The organism is Leptotrichia sp. SK-5 (genome assembly GCF_055387215.1).
The window spans coordinates 329,435-353,051 of the sequence record NZ_AP028931.1; the positions used below are offsets into that span (position 1 = coordinate 329,435).

Genomic DNA, 23,617 nt, shown 5'->3' on the forward strand with positions numbered 1-23,617 from the left:
AATAATGATTTGGCTGTTATAATTATAGCAATAATGTTTTTAAAAAAATGTAAGAAATATCTTGAGAGGGATGTATGGATAGAGATGAATTAGTAATTCCTAAGCATATTGCTATTATTATGGATGGAAATGGGCGTTGGGCTAAGGAGCGTGGAAAAATTCGGCTGGAAGGTCATAGGGCAGGAGCTAACAGTCTTGAAAAAATATTGACGTATGCAGGAGATATTGGTGTAAAATATTTAACTGTGTATGCATTTTCTACTGAAAATTGGAAAAGACCTGAAAAGGAAGTAAAAGGACTTATGGACTTGTTTGCAAAATATCTCGATAAAGAAAAGAAAAATTTGAAAAAACAAGGTGTAAGATTGCTTGTTACAGGGTCAAAGGAAAATATTTCACAAAAATTATTAAAGAAAATTGAAGAAACCGAAAATTATTTGGCAGATTGTGAAAAGATTGTTTTTAATATAGCGTTTAATTATGGTGGACGGCGTGAAATTATTGATGCTGTAAATAAGGTTTTACATACTAAACTTTCATCTGAATCAAATGTAATAGTGAAAGAACAACTCAATAATGAAAATAAAAGTCTGAATGTTCTAGAAAAAGTGGTGAATGGATTTGCAAATAAAAAAGAAAATTTGAAGATTACTGAAGAAGAATTTTCTAAATTTATGTATCGTCCAGAAATTCCAGATCCAGAGCTTGTAATTAGAACAAGTGGAGAATTTAGAATAAGTAATTTTCTGCTTTGGGAAATTGCCTATTCAGAGTTTTACATAACAGACGTTTATTGGCCTGATTTTGATGAAAATGAATTAGATAAAGCTATTTTATCCTTTAATAAAAGGGATAGAAGATACGGAGGACTGAATGTTAAGTAGATTATTTATTATTTTGTTATTTGTACCTTTCCTTTTATGGATATTTTTAAAGGGAAATGTGATGTTTCTAGTATTTACACTTGTAATAACTGGAATGTCACTATTTGAATTTTATAAAATGTTAAAGGATAAAGGCTTTGAGGTTGCAAGCAGGATTGGAATGGGACTTGGTCTGTTTTTACCTCTAGCAATATATTTTCAGGAAAATTCAAAAAATATATTTTCATATTTTAAATTTGCTTTTTTTAAACAAATTAACTTTGATATGGGTGGATTTATTGTATTTGCAATAATGTTACTGGCTTTAAGGCAGGTTTTAAAGGTAAAAATTCAAAATGCAATGGCAGAAATTTCCTACACGTTGTTTGGAATAATCTATGTTTCATATTTATTTTCACATATTTTGCTTATAAAATATGAATTTCCAAACGGGAATATTTTAGTTGTAATGACATTTATGCTAATTTGGGCATGTGATATTTCTGCTTACCTTGTTGGAATGGCAATTGGTGGAAAAATATTTAAGCATAGGCTTGCACCAAAAATCAGTCCGAAAAAATCAATTGAAGGTGCGATAGCAGGAATTTTGGGAGTATTTTTAGTAATTTTATTTTTTGATAAAATATATTTATTTATAGCAAATTTTGTATGTGGAATCTCCTTTTTGTCTTCAAACTGTTCAGTAAATTATGATTATGTGGCGATTAGTGGAGGAAAAGCCTTTATTTTAGCACTTGCAATAGGAATTTTTGCAGAATTAGGAGATTTAGTGGAATCTAAGATAAAAAGAGAACTTGAAGTAAAGGATTCTGGGAATTTGCTTTTGGGACATGGTGGATTTTTAGATAGATTTGACAGTGCGTTGTTCGTATTGCCAATCGTATATTATTTTATGAAATACGTAGCATATTTATAAAAGTTAAGTGTAACTTTAAAACCGTTACAGAAATTTTTATTTCCAAAAAATCACGACAATTTTTAGTTTAATTATAATACCTTTGCGTTAAAAAACTAATGTAATAAAAATAATTAAAGAAATAGATATTAATCAAAATTAGAATATTTAAGGATAAAGTTATAAAATCAAGTTATTGAATGGATAAAAAAATAAAACATAAGAAGGAGAAAAAATAAAAATGAGTATAGATAGAAATAATGAAATAGAAGTAAAAAATGAAGTAGAAAGACAATTTAATATTTTGAGCCGTGGGTGCGATGAAATAATTAATGAGAATGAATTTAAGAAAAAGTTGGAAAAATCAATTTCAACTAATACTCCGCTACGGGTTAAATTGGGGATTGATCCGACAGGTTCAGAGCTACATTTGGGACATGCAGTACCTTTAAGAAAATTGAAGCAGTTTCAGGATTTGGGGCATGAAGTGCTGTTTTTGATTGGAACTTTTACAGGGAGAATTGGGGATCCAACAGGAAAATCTGAAACTAGGAAGATGCTGTCAGAGGAGCAAGTAAGTGAAAATATAAAAACATATTTGGATCAAGTAAAATTGATATTGGACTTGGATAAAATAAAAGTAGTTTATAATGCTGACTGGCTTGAAAAATTATCACTTTCAGATGCGTTGAATTTATTGTCACAGTTTACTGTATCGCAAATGATTTCGAGAGAGGATTTTTCAAAAAGGCTGGCTGAAAACAAGCCAGTTTCGTTAATCGAGTTTATGTATCCAATTTTACAAGGATACGATTCAGTTGAACTGAAGGCTGATGTGGAATTGGGAGCAACAGAACAAAAATTTAATTTGCTAAGAGGAAGAGATTTACAGAAAAACTTTGGGCAGGAGCAGCAAGTCTGTATGATAATGCCAATTCTGGTAGGTCTTGATGGAGTCGAAAAAATGTCTAAATCATTAGGAAATTACATTGGTGTAAAAGACACTCCAAATGATATGTTTGGTAAAGTTATGTCAATTTCAGATGAATTAATGGAAAATTACTATACAATGATAACAGATGTTCCTTTTGAGAAAATTGAAGAAATCAAGGTTCAAATTGCAGATGGAAGTTTACATCCAATGGAAGCCAAAAAGCAATTAGGAGCTGAAGTTGTAAAAATTTACTACGGTGAAGAAGCCGCTAAGGAAGCAAGAAACTGGTTTGAAAACGTATTCAGTAAAAGAAATCTTGATGTAGATTTGCCAGAAGTGGAAGTTCCTTATGGAGAAATTAATGTAATTGACTTGCTTGTAAAAGAAGCAAAATTGCTTGGAGGAACAAGTGAAGCAAGAAGGCTAATTTCACAAGGCGGATTCAAGATAAATGATGAAGCGATAAAAGATATTAAGGCAAGTGTAAATGTCGAAAGCGGAATGGTTATTAGAGCTGGTAAAAAGAAAATTGTGAAAGTGAAATAGTAAATTTTTAAAATAAAAAAACTCTAAATAAAAATTATCTCTATTTAGAGTTTTTTTATAAAAAATCATACTCTTTTTTGTTTCAAAAGGTTAAAAATCTTAAATTTAATAAATTCTTAATTTCTTCTATTGATGTTAAAATTGAAACTTCATATCTTTTCTTTTCTTGTTCCATAACATTAGTATCTATTTTGTATCCTGATCCGTTTGAATTAAATTCAATTGAAATAAAATTATTATTTTCAAATTCTTCAGTTGCACTTGAAATTCTATCTGTTGAAAATTCATCAAATTTTTCGTTCTGAATTACTTTTTTAAAAATAAAAGTTTTTCTTGGATTTTCATCAAAACTAAAAATTCTAAATTCTTTAGATCTGAGCAAAGCAGAACGAGCAATGTCTTGATTTAATTCTTTTATTTTTGTAACATTATATTCAATTTTATCAAAAAGGTCTTCATTTCCGCTAAAAACACCAGTCAAATAAGTTTCGATTCCACTTTCTGCACCTCTTCCATTAAAAACTTTATCGTAATTATATCTTTCATCATTAAACCTCGATTCTTGTTTTTTATCAGCACCAAAAATTCTTATTTCGGTTTGAGTATTTGGATTGAAAACTATAATATTGATTCTTTCATCAATTTCTCTATTTTCAAAATGAATTTTTACTTTTTCTTCCATACTTTCCTCCATATTTTTTTCTTAATCATATCAAATTTATTATAATTTGTCAAAAAGTTGATTTTTTTGGACAGATTAAAAAAATTTGTATTTTTTAAAATTTGTAGTATAATTTAACAATAGCAAGTTTTTAGGCGATTGTAAAAGTAATAATATAAAAACTCAATAAAGACAGTGTTTTTATCTAAAATATTAAAATTTTATAGCAAAAAATACTGGAGAAAATAGTAAAAATTAGAACTGTAAAAGCATTGTAATTATTAGAAATTTTGGACTTTTACAAATGACTAATAGTAAGTTTCAAAAAGGAGATAAATATGGAAATATACGGTATTGGGACAGATATTATTGAAATATCCCGAATTGAAAAAGCGATTAATCAGACAAGCCTTTTTAAAAGAAAAGTTTATACGGAAAAAGAAATTGAGCATATCGAAAAAAAAAGGCATCCGTATGCCAGCTATGCAGGGAGATTTGCTGCGAAAGAGGCGGTTTCCAAGGCGTTTGGGACTGGGGTGCATGGGTTTTCGCTGAGTGATATTGAGATTTTGAATGATGAGATGGGGAAACCTTATGTAACGCTTTATAATGTGATAAAGGAGAAGGCACAGGGACTTACAATACAGATTAGTATTTCACATAGCAGAGAATATGCGGTTAGTACAGTAATTATTTATAAAAAATAAAAAAAGAAAGGTGTGAAAAAAGATGTTTTGGAGAAAAGATTTTAAGGCTGGGATAGAGAAAAGTAGATTTTTTGCGTTGATGATTGTGATTTTTGGTATATTTTGTATAAGTCAGATTGGTTATTCTGATGGAAATAGTCAGGCAAAGAAAGTAAAAATTGAGTACTTTGGTAGAAAAGACTGTAAAAATTGTGCAAATTTGGAGAAATTTTTGAAGGAATTATCGGCTAAAAGGGATGATTTTGAATATGTGGAGCATAAAATTGATAAGAGCAAAGAAGAAAAAGCATTTTTTGATGAAACAACATCAAAGTTAAAACTTGTGAAGGGAACTCCTATTATTTACATTGATGGACATATTATTCAAGGATTTAATACGGCAGATACAACTGGAAAAGAAATTGAAAGCTTGATAAATTCAGGAAAGACTAAAGATAAAATTTTGACTTTGAAGGAATATTTGGAAAGTGGACAGGCTGGAAATGTGAGCAGTAATGGTGCAGTTTGTACAGGTGATATGGTATGTGAAGTGCCGGGACTTACGAAAGGTGCTGAAAATCAGGTTCTTGTAAATATTCCAATTATTAATAAGACTGTTGACTTGACAAATTATTCGCTGTTTACAATGTCGTTGATCTTGGGAACAATTGACGGGTTTAATCCTTGTGCAATGTGGGTTCTGGTATTATTTTTGACGGCTCTGATTGCAGTTGGAAATAAAGTTAAAATGTTTCGTGTAGCGGGGCTGTTTATTTTTGCGGAAGCTGCCATGTACTTTTTTATTTTGAATGCGTGGATTTATGCTTGGGACTTTGTGGGACTGGATAAATGGGTAACTCCGCTTGTTGGAATTATTGGAATTGCTGGTGGAATCTTCTTTATTAGAAATTACTTGAAAAAAGGGGATACGCTGGAATGTGAAGTGACAGATTTTGAGCAGAGGGCAAAAATTTCTAAAAAGATAAAGGATATTGCCAACAAGCCATTTACATTACTGACAGCACTTGCAATTATTGGTTTAGCACTTTCAGTAAATGTAATAGAATTTGCCTGTTCAGTTGGAATTCCTCAAACATACACAAAAATACTTCAAATAAACGAAGTTCCTTTCTGGACTAGACAATTTTACACATTTATCTACATAATTGGCTATATGGTGGACGATATAATAGTTTTTGGATTTGCATTAATGAGCATAAATAAACTGCAATTAACTACAAAATATTCAAAATGGGTAAATCTGTTTGGTGGAATTTTAATGATAATTTTAGGATTAATAATGTTGATTAAGCCTAGTTTGCTTATAATGTAAACTGGAACCAGAAAAATCAATAATTTAGTTTAAAAAATGAGAAAAATTTGTTATAATGTAAAAAGGTGAATTAATAAAATAAAAAAACAAACTTTATAAAATAATAGGAGATGAGAAAATGAAAAGAAATAATAGCAAAAAAATATTTTTTATCGCTGGAATGATGATGTTATCAGCAGTCGCATACGGAAAAGATGTATTTGCAAATTATGGGACAAATTTTGGGAAGGTTAGGTTGTCGAAGCTTAGTTCTTCGAGTATGGATGATGTAAAAAGAATTGATTCTAATACTTATGAATTGACAGGAAGTGGAGAGTACAGAATTATGGAAGAAGGCGGAAGAAGACTTGTTGTTAATTTAAGCAATGGAACGTTGAATGGGAAATATGATGAATTTTATGCAAACGGAAATAGATTTACAATAGGAAATTATAAAAATGGAAAAAAAGAAGGAGAATGGACAGTTTATACTGAAAATGGAAAAGTCTGGAAAAAATATCAATATAAAGATGATCAGTTAAATGGACGTTATTCTTCATATTATGGAAAAACAGGGTCTCAGGAAACAGTTGGGAACTATGAGAATGGAAAAATGACAGGAACTTGGACTGAGTATTACGAAAACGGTTCAAGAAAATCACAAGGAAATTATTCAAATGGACAGAAAAATGGATTATTTAGTGAGTGGAACACTAACGGAGGTAAAAAATCTGAAATCAATTATGTAAATGATGAAATAAATGGGAAAATGAATGTCTACTACGAAAGTGGAAGACCTTTGTATGAAGCAAATATGAATGGAGAAACTGGAACTGTAAGAGGATATTATACAGATGGAAGCCTTGGATTTGAGGGAAGTATTAAAGGAAGAAGAAGAACAGGAACTTGGACTTATTATGATAAATCAGGGAATTCTAGAAAAGTAAATTATTAGAAGTTTATTGTAGTAAAAAAGGAGGGGGAAAATGTCGTATTCAGCAAATGTAAAAAGAGAGATTTTCAATTTGGAAAATTCAGATAAGGATACTATTTATGCAGAACTTTTTGGAATTTTTATTGCAAAGAATGTAATAACAGAACATGGAATTTATTTCAGTACTGAAAATGTATCGCTTGCTAAAAGAATTTATTCAAATTTACGGGCAGTAACAAATATTCCAATTCAGCTAAAATACGTTATTAGTAAGCGTCTTGGAACACATAAGCTGTATGAAGTGATACTTTTCCCCACTCAGCACAATCAGCAGGAATACAAATCATTTTTAAAAAAAATCTATTTTCACAAAAATTTTTCAGTTGTGGAGAATGAAAAACAGTTAGCTGGTATAATCAGAGGTTTTTTTCTTAGCTGTGGATATATAAAATCTCCAGAAAAGGCTTATGCGATGGATTTTTTTGTGGATACTGAAGATTCTGCCACTTATTTATATTACTTGTTTAAACAGATGGGGAAAAAGGTTTTTCAAACAGAGAAAAAAAATAAGAGTCTTGTTTATTTAAGAAATTCAGAAGACATTTTAGATATAATTTTTTTAATTGGGGGAATAAATTCGTTTTTTGAATTTGAAGAAGTTACGATAAATAAGGAAATTCGGAATAAAATTAATAGAAACATGAACTGGGAAATAGCAAATGAAACTAAAAAACTGTCCGCTTCTGAAAAGCAGATACACATGATAAAAGTAATTGATGAAAAAATGGGGCTTTCAGAATTGACAGACGTATTAAGCGAAACAGCAAGAGTTCGGCTAGAAAATCAGGAAATGTCCCTACAGGAACTGGCAGACTTAATGGAAATTTCCAAATCCGGAATAAAAAACAGATTTAGACGGCTAGAAACAATTTACAAGGGACTGATAGAAAACTAATTAAGAAAGTTAAGCTGAGGAAAAATTAATGAAATTATTGTCGAGTATATATGGATTTATTATGTTTTTACGAAACAAACTTTATGATTTGAATATTTTTAAAGAAAAAAAGGTTGATGGAGTGGAAATAATTTGTATTGGAAATATTGTGGCAGGAGGGACTGGGAAAACACCGGCTGTGCAGTATTTTGTGCAAAAATATTTAGAGAAGAATAAAAAAGTTGGAATTCTGAGTCGAGGCTACAAGGGAAAACGGGAAACTGATTTACTGCTTGTACGAGATGAAAAAAAGATTTATGCTACTTCAAAGGAATCAGGAGATGAAGCCTATTTACATGCCTTAAATTTTCAAATTCCTGTCGTAGTCTGTAAAAATCGTTATGAAGGTGCAACTTTTTTAAAAGAAAAATGTGGTGTGGAAACAATTATTATGGATGATGGTTTCCAACATAGAAAATTGAAAAAAAATAAAAATATAATTCTTATAGATGCAACAAATCCTTTTGGAATGGACGATTATTTGCCAAAGGGACGATTGCGGGAGTCACTAGATGCTTTGAAGCGGGCTGATGAAATTATTATTACAAAAAGTAACTATGTTTCGGTAGAAGAAATTGCGAAAATTAACGAAAGACTGGCAAAATATCAAAAACCGATTTCTGTTGCTACTTTTGAAGAAAGTTATTTTTACAAATTAAATTTTGAAAATGGTAAAAAGTTTGGTAAAATAAATAATGAAAACAATATAAAAAATGAAAAATTTCCATTAGAAATTATTAAAAATAAAAATGTTCGGATTTTTTCTTCAATAGCAAATCCAGCTGTATTTTATCAGACAATAAAAAAACTAAATCCAAGTAATATTGATGAAATAAAATTTACAGATCATCACGTTTACACAAACGAAGAAATTTTGGAAATAAAAGAAAAAGCCAAAAACTATGATTATGTTTTAACAACGGAAAAGGATATTGTGAAAATTGATGAAAATATAGAAAACTTAATAATTTTGAAAATGGAATTTAAAATTGTTGAAAAATAAATTAAATCTAAGGTTTTGGTGAAATCAAAATTTTAAAAATAAAAGTTATAAAATCAAATATAAAAAATATTGTAATTATTAAAAAAATTAGGATTTTTACAAAGATTAGAAAATGAAGCAGAAGGGAGGAATTAAATTTTGACTGAAAATAAAAAGCTGGAAAGTGAAAATGTATTTTCAAATACAGAAAATTTTTCACAATTTATTCTAAAATATAAAAATAATTTTGAAAAACGAAAATATTTTCAGCTTGACAAAAATTTTAAGATAACATCTAAAGAACCATCATTTATACTAGAATTGGGATATATTTATTTTAGTGAAAATAAAAAAAATGAAAATATAAAGCAAATCATAAGTGAACAATTTTTGGAAACATTTAAAGAAAAAGACAAAAAAATAGAACGGTTAAGCAAAGTTGAACTTCCCAAATTAATAGATGGATTTAGAAGAAGCATTTTTAATAAAGAATCAATTTATGCTGTAAAATTAGGAAATGAACTGCTTTATCGGAATAAAGATAAATTTTTTGAAATTTTATACAACTATTCATTAATTTCAACAGATACAAATAAACTTGTAAAAACTTTTTTTGCAGAAAAAATGATAGAAAAAGTTGAAACTGAAAATGGTTCAAAATTTAACGAAATTCGTGATAAAATAGATGAGATAATAAAAAATGTCATAAATTATTTCATAAAATCTGATTCAGCTTTTCTAAATTTTGAAAATGTGGAAAACTTAAATTATTTTGTGGAAAATCAAGCTGATGAACTTTACAAAAAAATTTATGTGGAAAATTATGATAAAATTGTGGAAAAGTATAATATTCAAAATGTAAAAAAAATAGAATTTAGTAAAAATTATGATTTTGAAAATTTAAGTGAAAGTAAAAAAGTGTTGTATGAGTATCTTTAAAGTTTTTAGTTTTTATAAGATTAATTATTGTGAAAGAGGGCGTGGCGTATGATGTCTTTACGTTAAAAGGAAGTTTAGAAATATAAATCAAAAAATAATTGTTAATCAAAGTAATATTAAGACAAAGATTTACTAAATTGCTAATAGTAAAAAACAAATTAAATAGATATATTAATTAAGAAAGGAATTAAATAGAGTTATGCTAGAGATGAGATATATAAGGGAAAATGCCGATAAAGTCAGAGAATATTTAAAAAATAGAAATAGTGACTTTGATTTAGATTCATTGCTGAAATTTGATGAAGATAGAAGAAATTTGCTTCAGGAAGTGGAAATGCTGAAGAAAGAAAGAAATGAGTCAAGTGCATTGATAGGAAAATATAAACAGGAAGGAAAAGATCCTGCTGAACTACTTGCGAGAATGCAGACTGTCAGTTCAAAAATTAAGGAACTTGACCAAAAGGTAGCAGAAATTGATGAAAAGCAGTTGGAACTTGCTTATACGATTCCAAACAAATTAAGTGATACAACTCCAGTTGGAAAAGATGAAGATGATAATGTAGAAGTTAGAAAATGGGGAACTCCAAGAGAGTTTGACTTTGAAATAAAATCACATGATGAACTAGGAGTAGAATTAGGGATTTTGGATTTTGAAAGAGGGGCAAAACTTGGTGGTTCAAGATTTACAGTTTATAAAAATGCGGCGGCAAGACTGGAAAGAGCTTTGATTGCGTTTATGATTGATGTTCATACTGGGGAACATGGGTTTGAGGAGATTTTTACGCCACAATTAGTTAGACGGGAAATGATGGTGGGAACAGGACAGCTTCCAAAATTTGCTGATGATGCCTATAAAATTGAAGGCGATGAAATGTACTTGATTCCAACGGCAGAAGTTACACTTACAAATTTACATAACAGCGAAATTCTGGATGAAGAGGAATTGCCTAAATATTACTGTGGATACACAGCTTGCTTCAGAAAGGAAGCCGGTTCTGGAGGGCGTGATTTAAAAGGCCTTATAAGACAGCATCAGTTTAACAAAGTAGAAATGGTAAAGATTGTAAAACCTGAAACTTCTTACGATGAACTTGAAAAAATGGTAAACTGTGCGGAAAAAATATTGCAAAAACTCGAATTGCCATATAGGGTACTGGCACTTTGCAGTGGAGATTTAGGATTTAGTGCAGCAAAAACTTATGATTTGGAAGTTTGGGTGCCAAGTCAAGGGAAATACAGGGAAATTTCTTCTTGCTCAAATACAGAGGACTTTCAGGCTAGACGTGCAATGATTAAATACAGGGAAAAAGAAACAGGAAAGAGCCATTTTGTACATACTTTGAATGGATCAGGGCTTGCAGTGGGAAGAACATTGCTTGCAATTATGGAAAATTACCAGCAGGATGACGGAACTATAAAAGTTCCGGAAGTATTAGTGCCTTATATGGGTGGAATGACAGTTATAAAATAATAAAATCGTTATAACCAGCTATCAAATTAATCTGATTTTTTCATAAACTGTTAAAAAACCACTTAAAAATGAAATTCAATAATTCAATAATAGAAATAAATTATTAAAATTTTGAAAACAATTTTGTTATTAAAAACGACTGAATGGAGAAAATATGGCGAAATTTATAAAATTTTTGACAATTATGATAATTTTTGGAGGGATAGCGGGGTTTTTGGAATTTAGCGGATATTTGTATCATAATGATATTTTAGCGGAATTAGCTGGATATAAAGTTCAGGGGCTGGATATTTCACATCATCAGGAAAAAGTGAACTGGACTCGTGTAGATAAGAAATACAAATTTATTATTTTGAAAGCAACTGAAGGACAAAATTTTCTTGATACAGATTTTTTATATAACTGGAATAATGCCAGATTGAATGGCTTTATAGTTGGAGCATATCATTTTTTCACAATGACGAGCAGTGGAGAAGCGCAAGCTGATTTTTACATAAGCAAAGTGCCAGCTTCTGACAAAACTTTACCACCAATGATTGATTTGGAAATATCTACAAAAAAATATAAAAAACCAGATGTGATCAAGCATTTAAAAGATATGGTTGAAAAACTTGAAAAACACTATCAAAAGAGAGTAATTTTTTATGTAAACTACAATACTTATAATGCATATATAAAAGGTGAATTTCCTGAAAATAAAATTTGGATTACAGATTATAAATATTTTCCAAAAATAGAAGAAGATAGCAGGTGGATAATCTGGCAAGTTTCAAGACGTGGAAGAATTGAAGGAATTCCAGGCTTTACAGATAAAAATGTACTTAGAAAAGGAATGACAGTGGAAGAATTGATAAATCAAAATAAAATAAATTGACAGCCATTGTTATAAAAAATTTTAAAATTAATAGGAAGTATGAGTTACCAATACCAAAATTTAATTTAAAATTTTATTTTGGTGGTATTTAAGCATATATTTAAAAAAATATTTTATTTTTAACTATTATTTTTTGTTTTCTATTGATTTTTATACGAAAATTTGGTAACATATAATTAAAGAAGTTAATCTAATTAATAAATATTAGGAGGCGTAAAATGAAATATCATTTTAAAGATTTAGGATTAAGCAACACTAAGGAAATGTTTGCTAAAGCAAATAAAGAAGGTTATGCAGTACCTGCTTTTAACTTTAACAACATGGAACAATTACAAGGAATTATCGAAGCGTGCGTTGAAGAAGGATCGCCAGTAATTCTTCAAGTATCAACAGGTGCAAGAAAATATATCGGTAAAGAAATGTTACCTTGGCTTGCAAAAGCTGCAACAGCTTATGTAGAAGCATCAGGATCAGACATTCCAGTAGCATTGCACTTGGATCATGGTCCAAACTTCGCTGAAGCAAAAGACTGTATCGAATACGGATTCTCTTCAGTAATGTATGACGGATCTCACCACCCTTACGATGAAAACGTTGCAGAAGCAAAACAAGTTGCTGATTTCGCTCACCAACACGATGTTACAGTTGAAGCTGAATTAGGAGTTTTAGCTGGAATCGAAGACGATGTAGTAGCAGCAGAACACGTTTATACTCAACCTGATGAAGTTGAAGACTTCGTAACAAAAACAGGAGTTGATTCATTAGCAATCGCAATTGGAACTTCTCACGGAGCTCACAAATTCAAACCAGGAGACGATCCTAAATTAAGATTGGATATCTTGGAAGAAATCGAAAAAAGAATACCTGGATTCCCAATCGTATTACATGGTTCATCAGCAGTACCACACCAATTTGTTGAAATGATTAATCAATATGGTGGAAAAATTGCAGACGCAATTGGTATCCCTGATTCAGAATTAAGAAAAGCCGCTAAATCAGCAGTAGCTAAAATTAACGTAGATACTGATGGAAGATTAGCTTTCACAGCAGGAATCAGAGAAGTATTCGCTAAAAATCCTGGAGAATTTGATCCTAGAAAATATGTAGGACCTGCAAAAGACTACATGAAAGAATACTACAAAGATAAAATCAGAAACGTATTTGGATCAAATGGAGCTTACAAAGCTGGAGCTGCAAGATAATAACAAATAAAAAATGAAAATTAATTTGGACTATCTCAAGTTTATTCTCAAACTTGGGATATTCCTTTTAAGTTTTACATAAATAAATTTGTTTAAAAGAGGTGAAAATTTTTTTTTTCCTCTTTTTTTGTGGGAAAAACAATAAAAGTATTTGAAAATTTAATTCTTATACTAAACCCCATTTAAATGACGAATTTATTACAAATTTTTCTAATTAAAGGATAAAACTTAATATTTTCAAATAATTAAAATATAATTTTCATTTTTCAAACATATTCTAGTATAAATGTCGTAGACTAGCCATAGGTTGTAGGATTTGCGGCAATGAGCAATCCTACGAAAATAAAAAGAAAAATATAGAAATCAAAGAGAAAAATATTTATAAATAATAGTTTATTAAAAAAATAATCTGTTAAATTAAGTGATATTTTATAAAAATGCCAAAAATATTTAAAATTGAATAAATAGGAATAGAAAATAGGAGGAAAAATGAATACATATAATGATTCAACAAAATATATATTTGTTACAGGTGGAGTTGTTTCATCGCTTGGAAAAGGAATTGTGGCTTCTTCTTTAGGGAGATTGCTTAAAGAAAGAGGCTATAAGGTTACAATTCAAAAGTTTGATCCATATATAAATGTGGATCCAGGAACTATGAGCCCTTATCAGCATGGGGAAGTTTTTGTTACAGAGGATGGAGCAGAAACTGACTTGGATTTGGGGCATTATGAAAGATTTATCAATGAGAATCTGACAAAGTATAATAATTTGACAACTGGGAAAATTATGTCAAAAATTATTGCGAAAGAGCGTCGTGGCGAATTTTTAGGAGGAACTGTGCAAACTGTGCCTCACATGACAGATGAAATTAAGTACAATGTTATAAAAGCTGCTGAGGAGAATAACTCTGATATTGTAATTACTGAGATTGGTGGGACAATTGGGGATATTGAAAGTGATCCATTTATTGAGGCAATTCGTCAGCTGAAAAGAGAAGTTGGAAGAGAAAATATTGCTTACATTCATGTAACATTATTGCCTTATTTAAAAGCAGCAGGAGAATTAAAGACAAAACCTACACAGCACAGCGTAAAAATGCTTCAAGGGCTTGGGATTTCGCCAGATGTGATTGTAGTGAGAAGTGAACATCCTGTTGATGAAAATATTAAGAAAAAAATCTCTCTTTTCTGTGATATTGATGAAGAGGCGGTTATTGAATCACTTGATGCAAAAAGCCTTTATGAAATTCCATTAACTATGGAAAAATTAGGACTTGCCGATGTAATTTGCAAGCATTTTAAAATAAGAAATGAAAAGCCATTACTGACTGAATGGACTAAAATGGTGGAAAAATTCAAAAATCCTAAAAAGCTTGTAAAAGTAGCAGTTGTTGGAAAATATATCGAATTAAAGGATGCTTACATAAGTATTCATGAATCAATAGAGCATGCTGGGTTTAATCTTGATACAAAAGTTGAGATTGATTATTTTAAGGCTGGAGAATTTGATGTGAAAAAACTGGCTGAATATGATGGAATTTTAGTGCCAGGCGGATTTGGTGACAGAGGAGTAGATGGAAAAGTTGAAGCGATTAAATTTGCAAGGGAAAATAACATTCCATTTTTTGGAATCTGTCTTGGAATGCAAATGGCATGTGTAGAGTTTGCAAGAAACGTGCTTGGCTATAAAGGTGCTACTTCAACAGAATTTGAAAAGGACACTTCATATCCAATTATAAGCCTTATGGAAGAGCAAAAAGGTCTGAAAGATATGGGAGGAACAATGCGTCTTGGGGCATATCCATGTATATTAAAAGACGACAGCTTGGCTGCAAGAGTTTATGGAAGAACTCAGATTGCTGAAAGACACAGACATAGATACGAATTTAATAACGCTTTCAGAGAAGAATTTGAAAAAGCTGGAATGGATATTGTAGGATTATCTCCAGACGGAAATTACGTGGAAGTAATTGAAATAAAAAATCACCCATATTTTATAGCCTCACAATACCATCCAGAATTCAAAAGCCGTCCAAATCGTCCACATCCATTGTTCACAGGCTGGATAAAAGCGGCATTAAAGAAACGAAGTGAAAAATAATAATAATTAATTGAAAAATAATTTAAGCAGGAAAATTTTTATTAATTAGGAGTTTTTCTGCTTTTTTATTTTGGAAATTTTGAATTAGTAAAATTGAAATTCTAGAAATGTAGGTGAAAGGAGACAGCCTACTTAAAATATAAACAAAATAAACTAACCATTTAATATAAACTTTTTCAATAAAGGATAAAAACTTAGTATTTCAAAATAATTAAAATATAATTTTTTTGTTTTAATAAACCGACGGAGCTTTTATTTGTTCAACTACGACTGTTTGACGACTGAAAGGAGGAGTTTCGGAGTTGGGCAAATAAAAGTCGTAGTCTAGCCATAGGTTGTAGGATTTGCGGCAATGAGCAATCCTACGAAAAGAAAAAATAAAAAAGTTGAATGATTATGAATTAGCTGTTGAACAACCTTATTATGAAAATTTATTCTCATTTTTAAATGAGGAATAGTATAAAGTATAGACTTAGAGAGAGGTTTAGTATGAAAATATATAACAAATAAAAAAAAGACAATCTTAAAAATAAGAAAGTCTTTTTTTCTAGTTCAATAAAACATATTTTCTATAACAAATCTATAAAAAACAATATTTTTATTTTACTTAATTACTACAAATTTATTAGTCTCTGATAGTTGCTAATAATTCTCCTAATACTTCAACTGCTTCATCAGCATCAGGTCCTTCAGCATGAACTGTAACTTCTGAACCGTTTTTAATTCCAATTGATAATAATTTCAATAAAGATTTTCCATTTACTTTTTTTCCTTCGTTTTCCACTTCTACTGAACTTTCAAATTCTTTTGCTTTAGCAACAAATACTCCACCTGGTCTTGTATGTAATCCTGTAGGATTTGTCATAGTAACTGTTTTACTTGCCATTTATTTATCCTCCTTAATTATATCTCTACCTTAATTTTACAACAGTTTTTGGTATTTGTCAATAAGTTTGAAAAACATTTTTTCTGTTAGTCAGTCAAACAATATAGTTTATTTAGAAAAAAGTTATTGAACTTCGATTAATAAAGAGTGAAAGTTTGTATAAATCACATTTCCAGGTTTACTATTTTTTATTTTTTTTACAAATTTTCTTTCGCAGTAGTCAACTGTAATTTTGTCACCTTTTTTAGCCTTGGAATAGTCGCAAGCAAGGGTTGCTGCATGTAGAAGAACATCATCTGGAACTTTCTGATTGTTTCGTAAAATAAGAACATGGCTGCCAGGAATATCTTTTGCGTGCATCCAAATGTCGTTAGGTTGTCCTTTTGAAAAGGATATTTCTTCATTTTCCTTGTTGTTTCTTCCAACGAAGATTTGAAAGCCTTTGTAGTCAAACGACAATAAATCACGTTTTTTTGGTTTATTCAATTTAATTTTATTTTTTGATTTATGTCCATTATTTGTTAAATTCAGTTCGTTTTCAATTTCTTCAATTCCAATAAAATCATTTTCTTTTTCGATAAACATTTTTATTTCCTCAAAATATCTTATTTCATTTTGAATGTCTAAAAATCTGGAATCTAAGGCTGAAATTGTACGTTTTCCTTTATTATATTTATTGTAATAAAAGTTTAAATTATCATTTGGAGACAAAAGCGGATCCAGATTTATTGTAACTTCCTCATTATTATAAAAATCAAAAACCGTGATTTTTTTCATTCCATATTTTATCTGGTGCATATTCGCTGCCAAAATATCTCCAATATTTTTATATTTTTCAAAATTTTCATTTTTTTTCAAGTCAACTTTTATATTTTTCTTAATTTTTTTGAATTTTTTTATTTGTGAATCAACGTATTTTAGTAGATTTTTCTTTTTTTCACTAATAACGTTGGAAGTAATAGTTGTTTTAAAATAAGCATTTAAACCTTCATTTAAAGTTTCAAAATATTTTCTTTCATTTTCTAAAGTTGCATTTTCCTTTTGATTAAATTCAGAAAATTCGTTGTAAGTTAGCACTTTCTGGATTTTTCCACGATTTATGATTTCATACATTACTGGCTTATAACTGGATAAATATTTTTTAAAAGTGTGGTAATCTTGTGAACATTCGAGTGCAAAGGCACGTCCGACACCTTCGATTTTTTCCATAAAAGTTTCAGTTTCAAATGGAAAATTTTCGTCTTCCAGATAAAGTGGCGAAATCTTTTTTTCCTCAAATGGCAAAGTATATCTTGCACCTGTCATAATAACACGGTTTCCAACATCAATTGAAGTAAAATAGAGAGCAGAGAGAATTTTATCTTTGCTAGTTAAGAAAATATTGCTCGCTTTTCCCATAATTTCAATAATTAATGTATATTTTTCCACATCTCCAAACTGATTTAACTTTTCAAAGTCAAAATATACAATTCTATCAAAACCTTCCTGACGAATATTTATTAAAATCGAATTTTGTAAATATTTTTTTAGTGATAACAAAAATTTTGATTGAAAATCAGTATTTGGATCTTTTTCGTCTTTTAAGTAAAAAATTGTTGAATTGTCCTTTACTTGAAAAATCAAGTTATTCTTTCCAAAAAAAAGTGAAAATGAAACTCTATCATATTGAAAAATTTTTGTCAATTTATATCGTAATATTTTTTCTTTTATCTCTTTTATCAAAAATGAAATTCCAATTCCATCTAAATAAAGCATATTCCCTCCTTTATATATTTTATTTTTATCAAAAAAATCACAATTAGATTAATAACTGTGATTATATCTTTAAATTTTTAATTATTTCAAAATCTTTAAAACCTAATTTTTGAGCTTCTTCATCTGTTTTGTTACGGCATAATTTTTTTAAACTTTTTCTAATAGCCCCATCTGGGTATTTTAAATTAATTACAAAAGCTAAATATTCTAATATTAAAATTGATACTGCTATCCTATCGGATATTTTACCATTAACAAAATATAATTTGTTTTTAAATTCATCTAATATTTTGGGCTTTGTGGAAAATTTTATATCTACAATATTTGAATTATGAGCTGACAAGTTTCTAATTAAATTGATATTTTCCAACCAAGATAAATATATAATTCCAGATAAATTATGCTCTTTAGCTATTTTATTCTGATATTTTTTATATAGTAATTTATAAATTGCAATATTTTTTCAGCTTTTTCTTCATCAGTAATAATCATTCCTCTATCTTTAAAGAGTTTTACTTGTTCTCTAAAAGTCAGAAATTCATCTCTTGCCATCATTTTCTTAAATTCTCCTAAAAAAAAGCCCTGCGTAGGTATGCTAACCTTGTATTATTTAAAATACTGCAGGGGGTTTGATATAATTAATTCTACTCTATTTTTATAAAATTGTCAATAAAAAATCAAAAAATTTATCACAGTTACTGTATTTAATTGTCATTGTTCTTATGTTGTTTTATTATTATCTTATTCAATGATTTTGTAATAGTGGACTTTCTTAAAGAGCATTTTTTCTAACCATAATATTTTCTGCATCTTCAATATTTAGTATCTTCTCATCCCCATCTACGAGCAAAGTTATCAAATATTTATCAATATTTATAATTTTTATTAGTGATTTTATCATAACGCCTTTTTCATTTAAATATTTTCTGATTGCAACACTTCCTTTTATTGATGAAACTTGAACCAAATCGTCTTTTTCAAAATTTAGTATTGATTCAGGCTGAATATCTTTTTTGACTTTATCAAGGTTTTTTACAATTGTTTCAAAAACTTCGATAAATGTTTCTAGTTTCTTTGATGGAATGTCGTCTGTAATTTTTTCAAGAATATTTGAGTGAAAATCTCCATGATAGTTTAATGCAACTTTTCCTTTTGAAGTCAGTTTTACAAAAACTTTACGCCTGTCAACGTCCGACCGGGAACGCTCCAGAAATTGCTTATCGGTTAATTTGTTTACGGCGACTGAGGCTGTTCCCATTGTAATGCCCAGTTTGTCAGACAGTTCATTCATTGTAATTTCATTTTCCCCAATCGCTTCAATAATATGAAGTTCAGATGTAGTCAAGCATTTAATTACCTGATTCAAATTTATTTCTTCAATTTTATAATATGTTTTATAGAATTTGTCTAATAGAGTTTCTATTTTTTCATACATTTTAATTGTTCCTTTCTTACTTTATTTTTGACTTTTTCATAACTTTATTTATTTTTTAAAATTATTATTTTAAAGATTCAATTTTTTCTTTATAATTTCCGCTAAAAATATATGAACCTGCAACTAACACATTTGCTCCAGCTTCTTTTACAAGTTTTCCAGTTTCAGCGTTGATTCCTCCATCCACTTCAATATCAATATTTTGGTTAATTTTTCGCAAGTCTTTTATTTTTTGAAGCATTTCAGGAATGAACTTCTGTCCTCCAAATCCTGGATTTACTGTCATAATTAACACCATATCAATGTTATCCAGATCATATTTTATAACATCCAGTGGAGTAGAAGGATTTAATGCAACTCCTACTTTTTTTCCAAAAGATTTTATTAGCTGGATTGTTTTGTTTAAGTGCTTTGTAGCTTCAGCATGGACTGTGATTATGTCTGAGAATTGTGCAAAATCTTCTATTAAGTAATCTGGTTCGTTTACCATCAGGTGTACATCAAATATAAGATTGCTATGTTTTCGTAAAGATGAAATAACAGGAGCTCCAAAGCTTATATTTGGTACAAAATTTCCATCCATAACATCCAAATGCAGATATTCTGCTCCTAGTTTTTCCACTTCCGTAATTTCTTCTTTTAATTTGCTAAAATCTGCAGCAAGCAGTGAAGGTGCGATTATTGTACTTTTTTCTTTAATCATAAAAATCAACTCTTTCTATTTTTTATTTTAAATTATTTATTAAATCTTATATTTTGTAATGAATATAGATAAAAATCATATCGTTCTTGTGGAATATTACTATTTTCGACATTTTCCTTTATTGCACAATTTGGCTCGTTTACGTGAATACAATCTCGAAATTTGCAGTTAGGGATAAATTCTAGAAATTCTGGAAATAATTTTTCCAGTTCCTTTTTTTCTTCCAGTTTTGGAAAGTCCAATGTCGAAAATCCTGGAGTATCTATTATGTATGAATGTGGTGCTGACATAAAAAATCGGCTTTCTATTGTTGTATGTCGCCCTTTTTTTGTTTTCTGGCTGACATCATTTGTAACTAGTACTTCTTTACCAATTAGAGTGTTTATAAGTGTCGATTTTCCGGCACCCGATGGTCCTGAAATTACAACTGATTTTTTATTTATATATTGCTGTAATTCCGTAATTCCAGTATTCGTTTCAGTTGAAATTGGGAAAATAGAAATTGTATCTTTAAAAATTTGTTTAAATTTATTAAAAAATTCCTCCAGTTCTTCTTTTGAAACTAAGTCAACTTTAGATAATATGAGTACAACTGGAATATTTTGAGAATTTGCGTTTAACAGCATTTTCTGAAAATTTGTAAAATCAAAATTTGGGCTTTTTATTGCAAATAAAATACCAATAAAATCAATGTTTGCAATTAGTGGACGATATAAAAAGTTTTCCCTTTTTTCAATTTTTTCAATAACTTTTTCCTTTTCGTCAAATTCTACAATATCCCCGATAATACAGTTCATTTTATCATTTTTTACTTTTAATGTTCCACGTAACTTGCATTCGTAAATATTTTCTTCATTCAAATTTTTGGAATTTTCATCTAAAACATAGTAAAATCCTTTTATTTTTCTAATAACTTTTCCTTTAATAAAATATTTGGGAGAAATTTCAAAATAACATTCAAAATAACTCCCATCTCCTTTCTAAATTTTTAATCATTTTAACTATTCGCTGCTATCTTCATCGCCACCAGAATCATTATTATTTCCGCCGCCTTTTGAACCATTACGTGGGGAAGATTGTGAATTTCCATTGTTTTGCTGTTCGGTACCTTGCCGATCCATTTGGTTAATAGTGTTGTCAATAATTCTCTCTATTTCTTGATTATCTATATCTTCCTGAGATTGATTGATAATTTCTTCTGTTGATTTTTCACGTTTTTTAGGAGCAGCTCCAGTATTCAATACAATTGATACTTTCTGTCCTCTCTGAATTTTTGTTCCAGCCGCAGGATTTGTTGAAATAATTGTATTTACAGGCAATGTTGGGTCGCTTGTACGTGAAATATTTCCAATATCAAGCCCAATCTGTTTTAACAGTTCTCTCGCATCGTTTAAGTCAAGTCCTGTTATATTTGGCATAACTGACGGATCTACCATTTGCTGTGAAGAAACCAGTATTGAAATTTTTTGGTTAATCTCAAGTTTTGTACCTGGTTTTGGATAAACTCCCAAAATCGTATTATATTTCTGATTAGACGGGTAATAATCAATCGTTTCAATCTGAATATTTTGCCCTTTTAACCGAGATCTTGCTTCAAGCAGTTCCAGTCCAATAATATTAGGGACTTTTACATCTTCTCCGTTATTTACCCATATTCTTATAACTCTGTTGACTTTGACTTCTTTGCCTGGGCGTGGATCCTGATTATAAACCGTATCCAGTGGAACTTTTTCTGTCTTTGAGTTAATAACTTTAACCTTAAGTCCAGCTTTTTTCAAATATTTTATTGCATCCTTTTTGTCAAGATTTATGACATCAGGAATAACTGTAAGTCTAGTGTTAAAAAAATGACGTTCAAAAACATCCTTGCCAAATCTTATTAATGCCACTAAACAAAGCAGTACAATAATAGTTCTAAAAAATTTTCCATAATTAAATTTATATTTTGTGGCCATTTTTCACCTCGTTATTTTTATTGTTAATTCTTTACTCTATATAATATCATAAATATTGAAAAAATGATATAAATTTATTTTTTTAGATTGTAATTCGTCTGTATAGATGTCAAACATTTGTTACAAAAATATATTAAAAAAAATATTTCTTTCCTAATGTATCTTTAACCTACTGATTTTCCTTGTACTCTTTTAATACTTCATTTGGACTCTTAAAGCCCAGTACTTTTCTTGATATGTTGTTGTATCTTGTATTGTATTTCCTTATTGCCCTTAACAGTTCTTCCTTGCTTTTAAATTTCTTGTCCCCATAGTACTTGCTGTCAAGCCTGTGGCTTCTTTCCACTTTTCCATTCTCCCATGGCGAATATGGACGGGTTGTCACGTACTCTATCCCCTTCTCCTCCAGTTTCACCTCAAACAGCGTTTTCTTATCACTTTCAGAATTTGTGAACTCTTTCCCATTGTCTGTCTGAACTTTCTTTATGTCAAATCCCAGCTCCCTTTCCAAGTTCTCTAGAAACTTTGCGGTCTGATAGGTGCTTTTTTCATCTGCTATCCTTAACACTCTTTTTCTTGTATATTCATCTAATGCCGTTATTTGATAATACTTCTGGTCACGTGTGCCAAACTGTATGCATTCTTCCGGAACATATTTTATGTCTATCTGTACTCTTTCCCCAGGGTACTTCGCCTGTTCAGCCTTCTTTTTTCTTTTATGCGGCTTTTTAATGTTTTCTTTGGCATTGCCCTTCATTTTCCTTATTATCCTGCACATTGAATCGTATGTACGGCTGTAGCCTTCCTTTCTCGCTTTGACATAAACTTCTGCCAGCCCTTCATAGCCAAATTTCCTGTATTTTTTCATAACCAGTTCTATTTCTTCCTGCGTGTGCTGGTTTGGGTGGCTTTCAGGTCTTCTGCTTTTTGGCAGAAGAGACTGGACTGTGCCGTCGTATCTGTCTCTCCAACGTTTTATCTGCTGACGTGATGTTTTATATTTCACTGCTGCCTTTGAATTATTATTATGTTTTATTGCATACTCAATTGCCCGTTGACGAACACGGTATATTTCTGATATACTACTCATATGAAAGGTTTCTCCTTAATGTGGTTTTGGTTGGCTTACATTATATCAGAAACCTTTCTTTTTTTGTATATTCTTGTCACATATGTATTATCTCACAACATTTATTTTTTTAGATTGTAATTCGTCTTTTATATTTTTTAAGAAATCTTACTTAGAAGAAATTAATTTATGTGACATATTACAAAGCGTAGTTTATACAAATATGGAATTTAATCTAATACAAGATAATAAAGAATTAAATGATGTTAAAAAGGCGACAGGTAAAATAGAGATGAAATTCTACAACAATTAATTTGGTAACTTTGTAAATCTAATTTTTAAGTATCCATGCGAGATTTTCATAATAGGGTTGTTTAATAGCTAATTCGTAATTATT

At 29.7% G+C, this 23,617-nt stretch carries 23 protein-coding genes; 13 read left to right on the forward strand and 10 right to left on the reverse strand.

Going from position 1 to position 23,617, the window contains the following annotated elements; translation table 11 throughout:
- The first annotated feature begins 74 nt into the window (after positions 1–74).
- The 3 genes from uppS (at position 75) to tyrS (ending at position 3,259) form a co-directional block, all read left to right on the forward strand.
- Entirely contained in the window at positions 75–884 is an 810-nt protein-coding gene (uppS, locus tag ACZ5B9_RS01655; protein WP_464423096.1) for a polyprenyl diphosphate synthase, read from the forward strand.
- Entirely contained in the window at positions 874–1,800 is a 927-nt protein-coding gene (locus tag ACZ5B9_RS01660; protein WP_021768777.1) for a phosphatidate cytidylyltransferase, read from the forward strand. Before uppS ends, ACZ5B9_RS01660 begins: the two co-directional genes overlap by 11 nt.
- Positions 1,801–2,020: 220 nt before the next feature.
- Positions 2,021–3,259, forward strand: a complete 1,239-nt coding sequence (gene tyrS, locus ACZ5B9_RS01665; RefSeq protein WP_464423097.1) for a tyrosine--tRNA ligase — start codon at positions 2,021–2,023, stop codon at positions 3,257–3,259.
- A gap of 82 nt (positions 3,260–3,341) precedes the next feature.
- Here the strand turns inward: tyrS and ACZ5B9_RS01670 are convergent, their stop codons facing one another.
- On the reverse strand, positions 3,342–3,941 hold the full coding sequence (locus ACZ5B9_RS01670; protein WP_464423098.1) for a hypothetical protein: 600 nt from the start codon (positions 3,939–3,941) through the stop codon (positions 3,342–3,344).
- A 317-nt stretch (positions 3,942–4,258) separates the two neighbouring features.
- Between ACZ5B9_RS01670 and acpS the strand changes: the two genes are divergently transcribed.
- The 10 genes from acpS to ACZ5B9_RS01720 all read left to right on the forward strand — a co-directional run bounded on the left by acpS (position 4,259) and on the right by ACZ5B9_RS01720 (position 15,417).
- Positions 4,259–4,627 (forward strand): holo-ACP synthase, encoded by a 369-nt coding sequence (acpS, locus tag ACZ5B9_RS01675; protein WP_464423099.1) that lies wholly within the window; start codon positions 4,259–4,261, stop codon positions 4,625–4,627.
- A gap of 22 nt (positions 4,628–4,649) precedes the next feature.
- Positions 4,650–5,939 carry a glutaredoxin family protein gene (locus tag ACZ5B9_RS01680; protein WP_464423100.1) on the forward strand — a complete coding sequence of 430 codons (1,290 nt, stop codon included), beginning with the start codon at positions 4,650–4,652 and terminating at the stop codon, positions 5,937–5,939.
- Between the two features lie 118 nt (positions 5,940–6,057).
- Positions 6,058–6,873: a toxin-antitoxin system YwqK family antitoxin gene (locus ACZ5B9_RS01685; RefSeq protein ID WP_464423101.1), complete on the forward strand. Its 816-nt coding sequence runs from the start codon at positions 6,058–6,060 to the stop codon at positions 6,871–6,873.
- Positions 6,874–6,904: 31 nt separating this feature from the next.
- Positions 6,905–7,807 (forward strand): DNA-binding protein WhiA, encoded by a 903-nt coding sequence (gene whiA / locus ACZ5B9_RS01690; RefSeq protein ID WP_464423102.1) that lies wholly within the window; start codon positions 6,905–6,907, stop codon positions 7,805–7,807.
- A gap of 28 nt (positions 7,808–7,835) precedes the next feature.
- Positions 7,836–8,849 carry a tetraacyldisaccharide 4'-kinase gene (gene lpxK, locus ACZ5B9_RS01695; protein WP_464423103.1) on the forward strand — a complete coding sequence of 338 codons (1,014 nt, stop codon included), beginning with the start codon at positions 7,836–7,838 and terminating at the stop codon, positions 8,847–8,849.
- Between the two features lie 138 nt (positions 8,850–8,987).
- Positions 8,988–9,767, forward strand: coding sequence for a hypothetical protein (locus tag ACZ5B9_RS01700; protein ID WP_464423104.1), 780 nt, complete (start codon positions 8,988–8,990; stop codon positions 9,765–9,767).
- Positions 9,768–9,966: 199 nt separating this feature from the next.
- Complete coding sequence (serS, locus tag ACZ5B9_RS01705; protein WP_464423105.1) at positions 9,967–11,238, forward strand: serine--tRNA ligase; 1,272 nt, start codon at positions 9,967–9,969, stop codon at positions 11,236–11,238.
- Positions 11,239–11,392: 154 nt separating this feature from the next.
- Positions 11,393–12,112 carry a glycoside hydrolase family 25 protein gene (locus ACZ5B9_RS01710; RefSeq protein WP_006805021.1) on the forward strand — a complete coding sequence of 240 codons (720 nt, stop codon included), beginning with the start codon at positions 11,393–11,395 and terminating at the stop codon, positions 12,110–12,112.
- A gap of 218 nt (positions 12,113–12,330) precedes the next feature.
- Positions 12,331–13,314, forward strand: coding sequence for a class II fructose-bisphosphate aldolase (locus tag ACZ5B9_RS01715; protein ID WP_006805020.1), 984 nt, complete (start codon positions 12,331–12,333; stop codon positions 13,312–13,314).
- Positions 13,315–13,803: 489 nt separating this feature from the next.
- Positions 13,804–15,417 (forward strand): CTP synthase, encoded by a 1,614-nt coding sequence (locus tag ACZ5B9_RS01720; RefSeq protein ID WP_464423106.1) that lies wholly within the window; start codon positions 13,804–13,806, stop codon positions 15,415–15,417.
- Positions 15,418–16,042: 625 nt separating this feature from the next.
- On the opposite strand, the gene ACZ5B9_RS01725 is transcribed toward ACZ5B9_RS01720, so the two are convergent.
- From ACZ5B9_RS01725 to ACZ5B9_RS01765, 9 genes are all read right to left on the reverse strand, one after another.
- Positions 16,043–16,303 (reverse strand): HPr family phosphocarrier protein, encoded by a 261-nt coding sequence (locus ACZ5B9_RS01725; protein ID WP_006805017.1) that lies wholly within the window; start codon positions 16,301–16,303, stop codon positions 16,043–16,045.
- 123 nt (positions 16,304–16,426) lie between these two features.
- Complete coding sequence (locus ACZ5B9_RS01730; protein ID WP_464423107.1) at positions 16,427–18,058, reverse strand: Rqc2 family fibronectin-binding protein; 1,632 nt, start codon at positions 18,056–18,058, stop codon at positions 16,427–16,429.
- 61 nt (positions 18,059–18,119) lie between these two features.
- Positions 18,120–18,515, reverse strand: a complete 396-nt coding sequence (locus ACZ5B9_RS01735; RefSeq protein ID WP_464423900.1) for an Abi family protein — start codon at positions 18,513–18,515, stop codon at positions 18,120–18,122.
- Complete coding sequence (locus ACZ5B9_RS01740; RefSeq protein WP_464423108.1) at positions 18,470–18,613, reverse strand: hypothetical protein; 144 nt, start codon at positions 18,611–18,613, stop codon at positions 18,470–18,472. Before ACZ5B9_RS01740 ends, ACZ5B9_RS01735 begins: the two co-directional genes overlap by 46 nt.
- A gap of 217 nt (positions 18,614–18,830) precedes the next feature.
- The gene (locus ACZ5B9_RS01745) at positions 18,831–19,493 is read right to left on the reverse strand and encodes a MarR family winged helix-turn-helix transcriptional regulator (RefSeq protein ID WP_464423109.1); all 663 of its coding nucleotides are present in this window, start codon (positions 19,491–19,493) and stop codon (positions 18,831–18,833) included.
- 64 nt (positions 19,494–19,557) lie between these two features.
- The gene (rpe, locus tag ACZ5B9_RS01750) at positions 19,558–20,196 is read right to left on the reverse strand and encodes a ribulose-phosphate 3-epimerase (protein WP_464423110.1); all 639 of its coding nucleotides are present in this window, start codon (positions 20,194–20,196) and stop codon (positions 19,558–19,560) included.
- 32 nt (positions 20,197–20,228) lie between these two features.
- Positions 20,229–21,140, reverse strand: a complete 912-nt coding sequence (gene rsgA / locus ACZ5B9_RS01755) for a ribosome small subunit-dependent GTPase A (RefSeq protein ID WP_464423902.1) — start codon at positions 21,138–21,140, stop codon at positions 20,229–20,231.
- A 57-nt stretch (positions 21,141–21,197) separates the two neighbouring features.
- Positions 21,198–22,151: a PASTA domain-containing protein gene (locus ACZ5B9_RS01760; protein WP_314293857.1), complete on the reverse strand. Its 954-nt coding sequence runs from the start codon at positions 22,149–22,151 to the stop codon at positions 21,198–21,200.
- 169 nt (positions 22,152–22,320) lie between these two features.
- Positions 22,321–23,241, reverse strand: a complete 921-nt coding sequence (locus ACZ5B9_RS01765; protein WP_464422173.1) for a DDE-type integrase/transposase/recombinase — start codon at positions 23,239–23,241, stop codon at positions 22,321–22,323.
- Between the last annotated feature and the right edge of the window lie 376 nt (positions 23,242–23,617).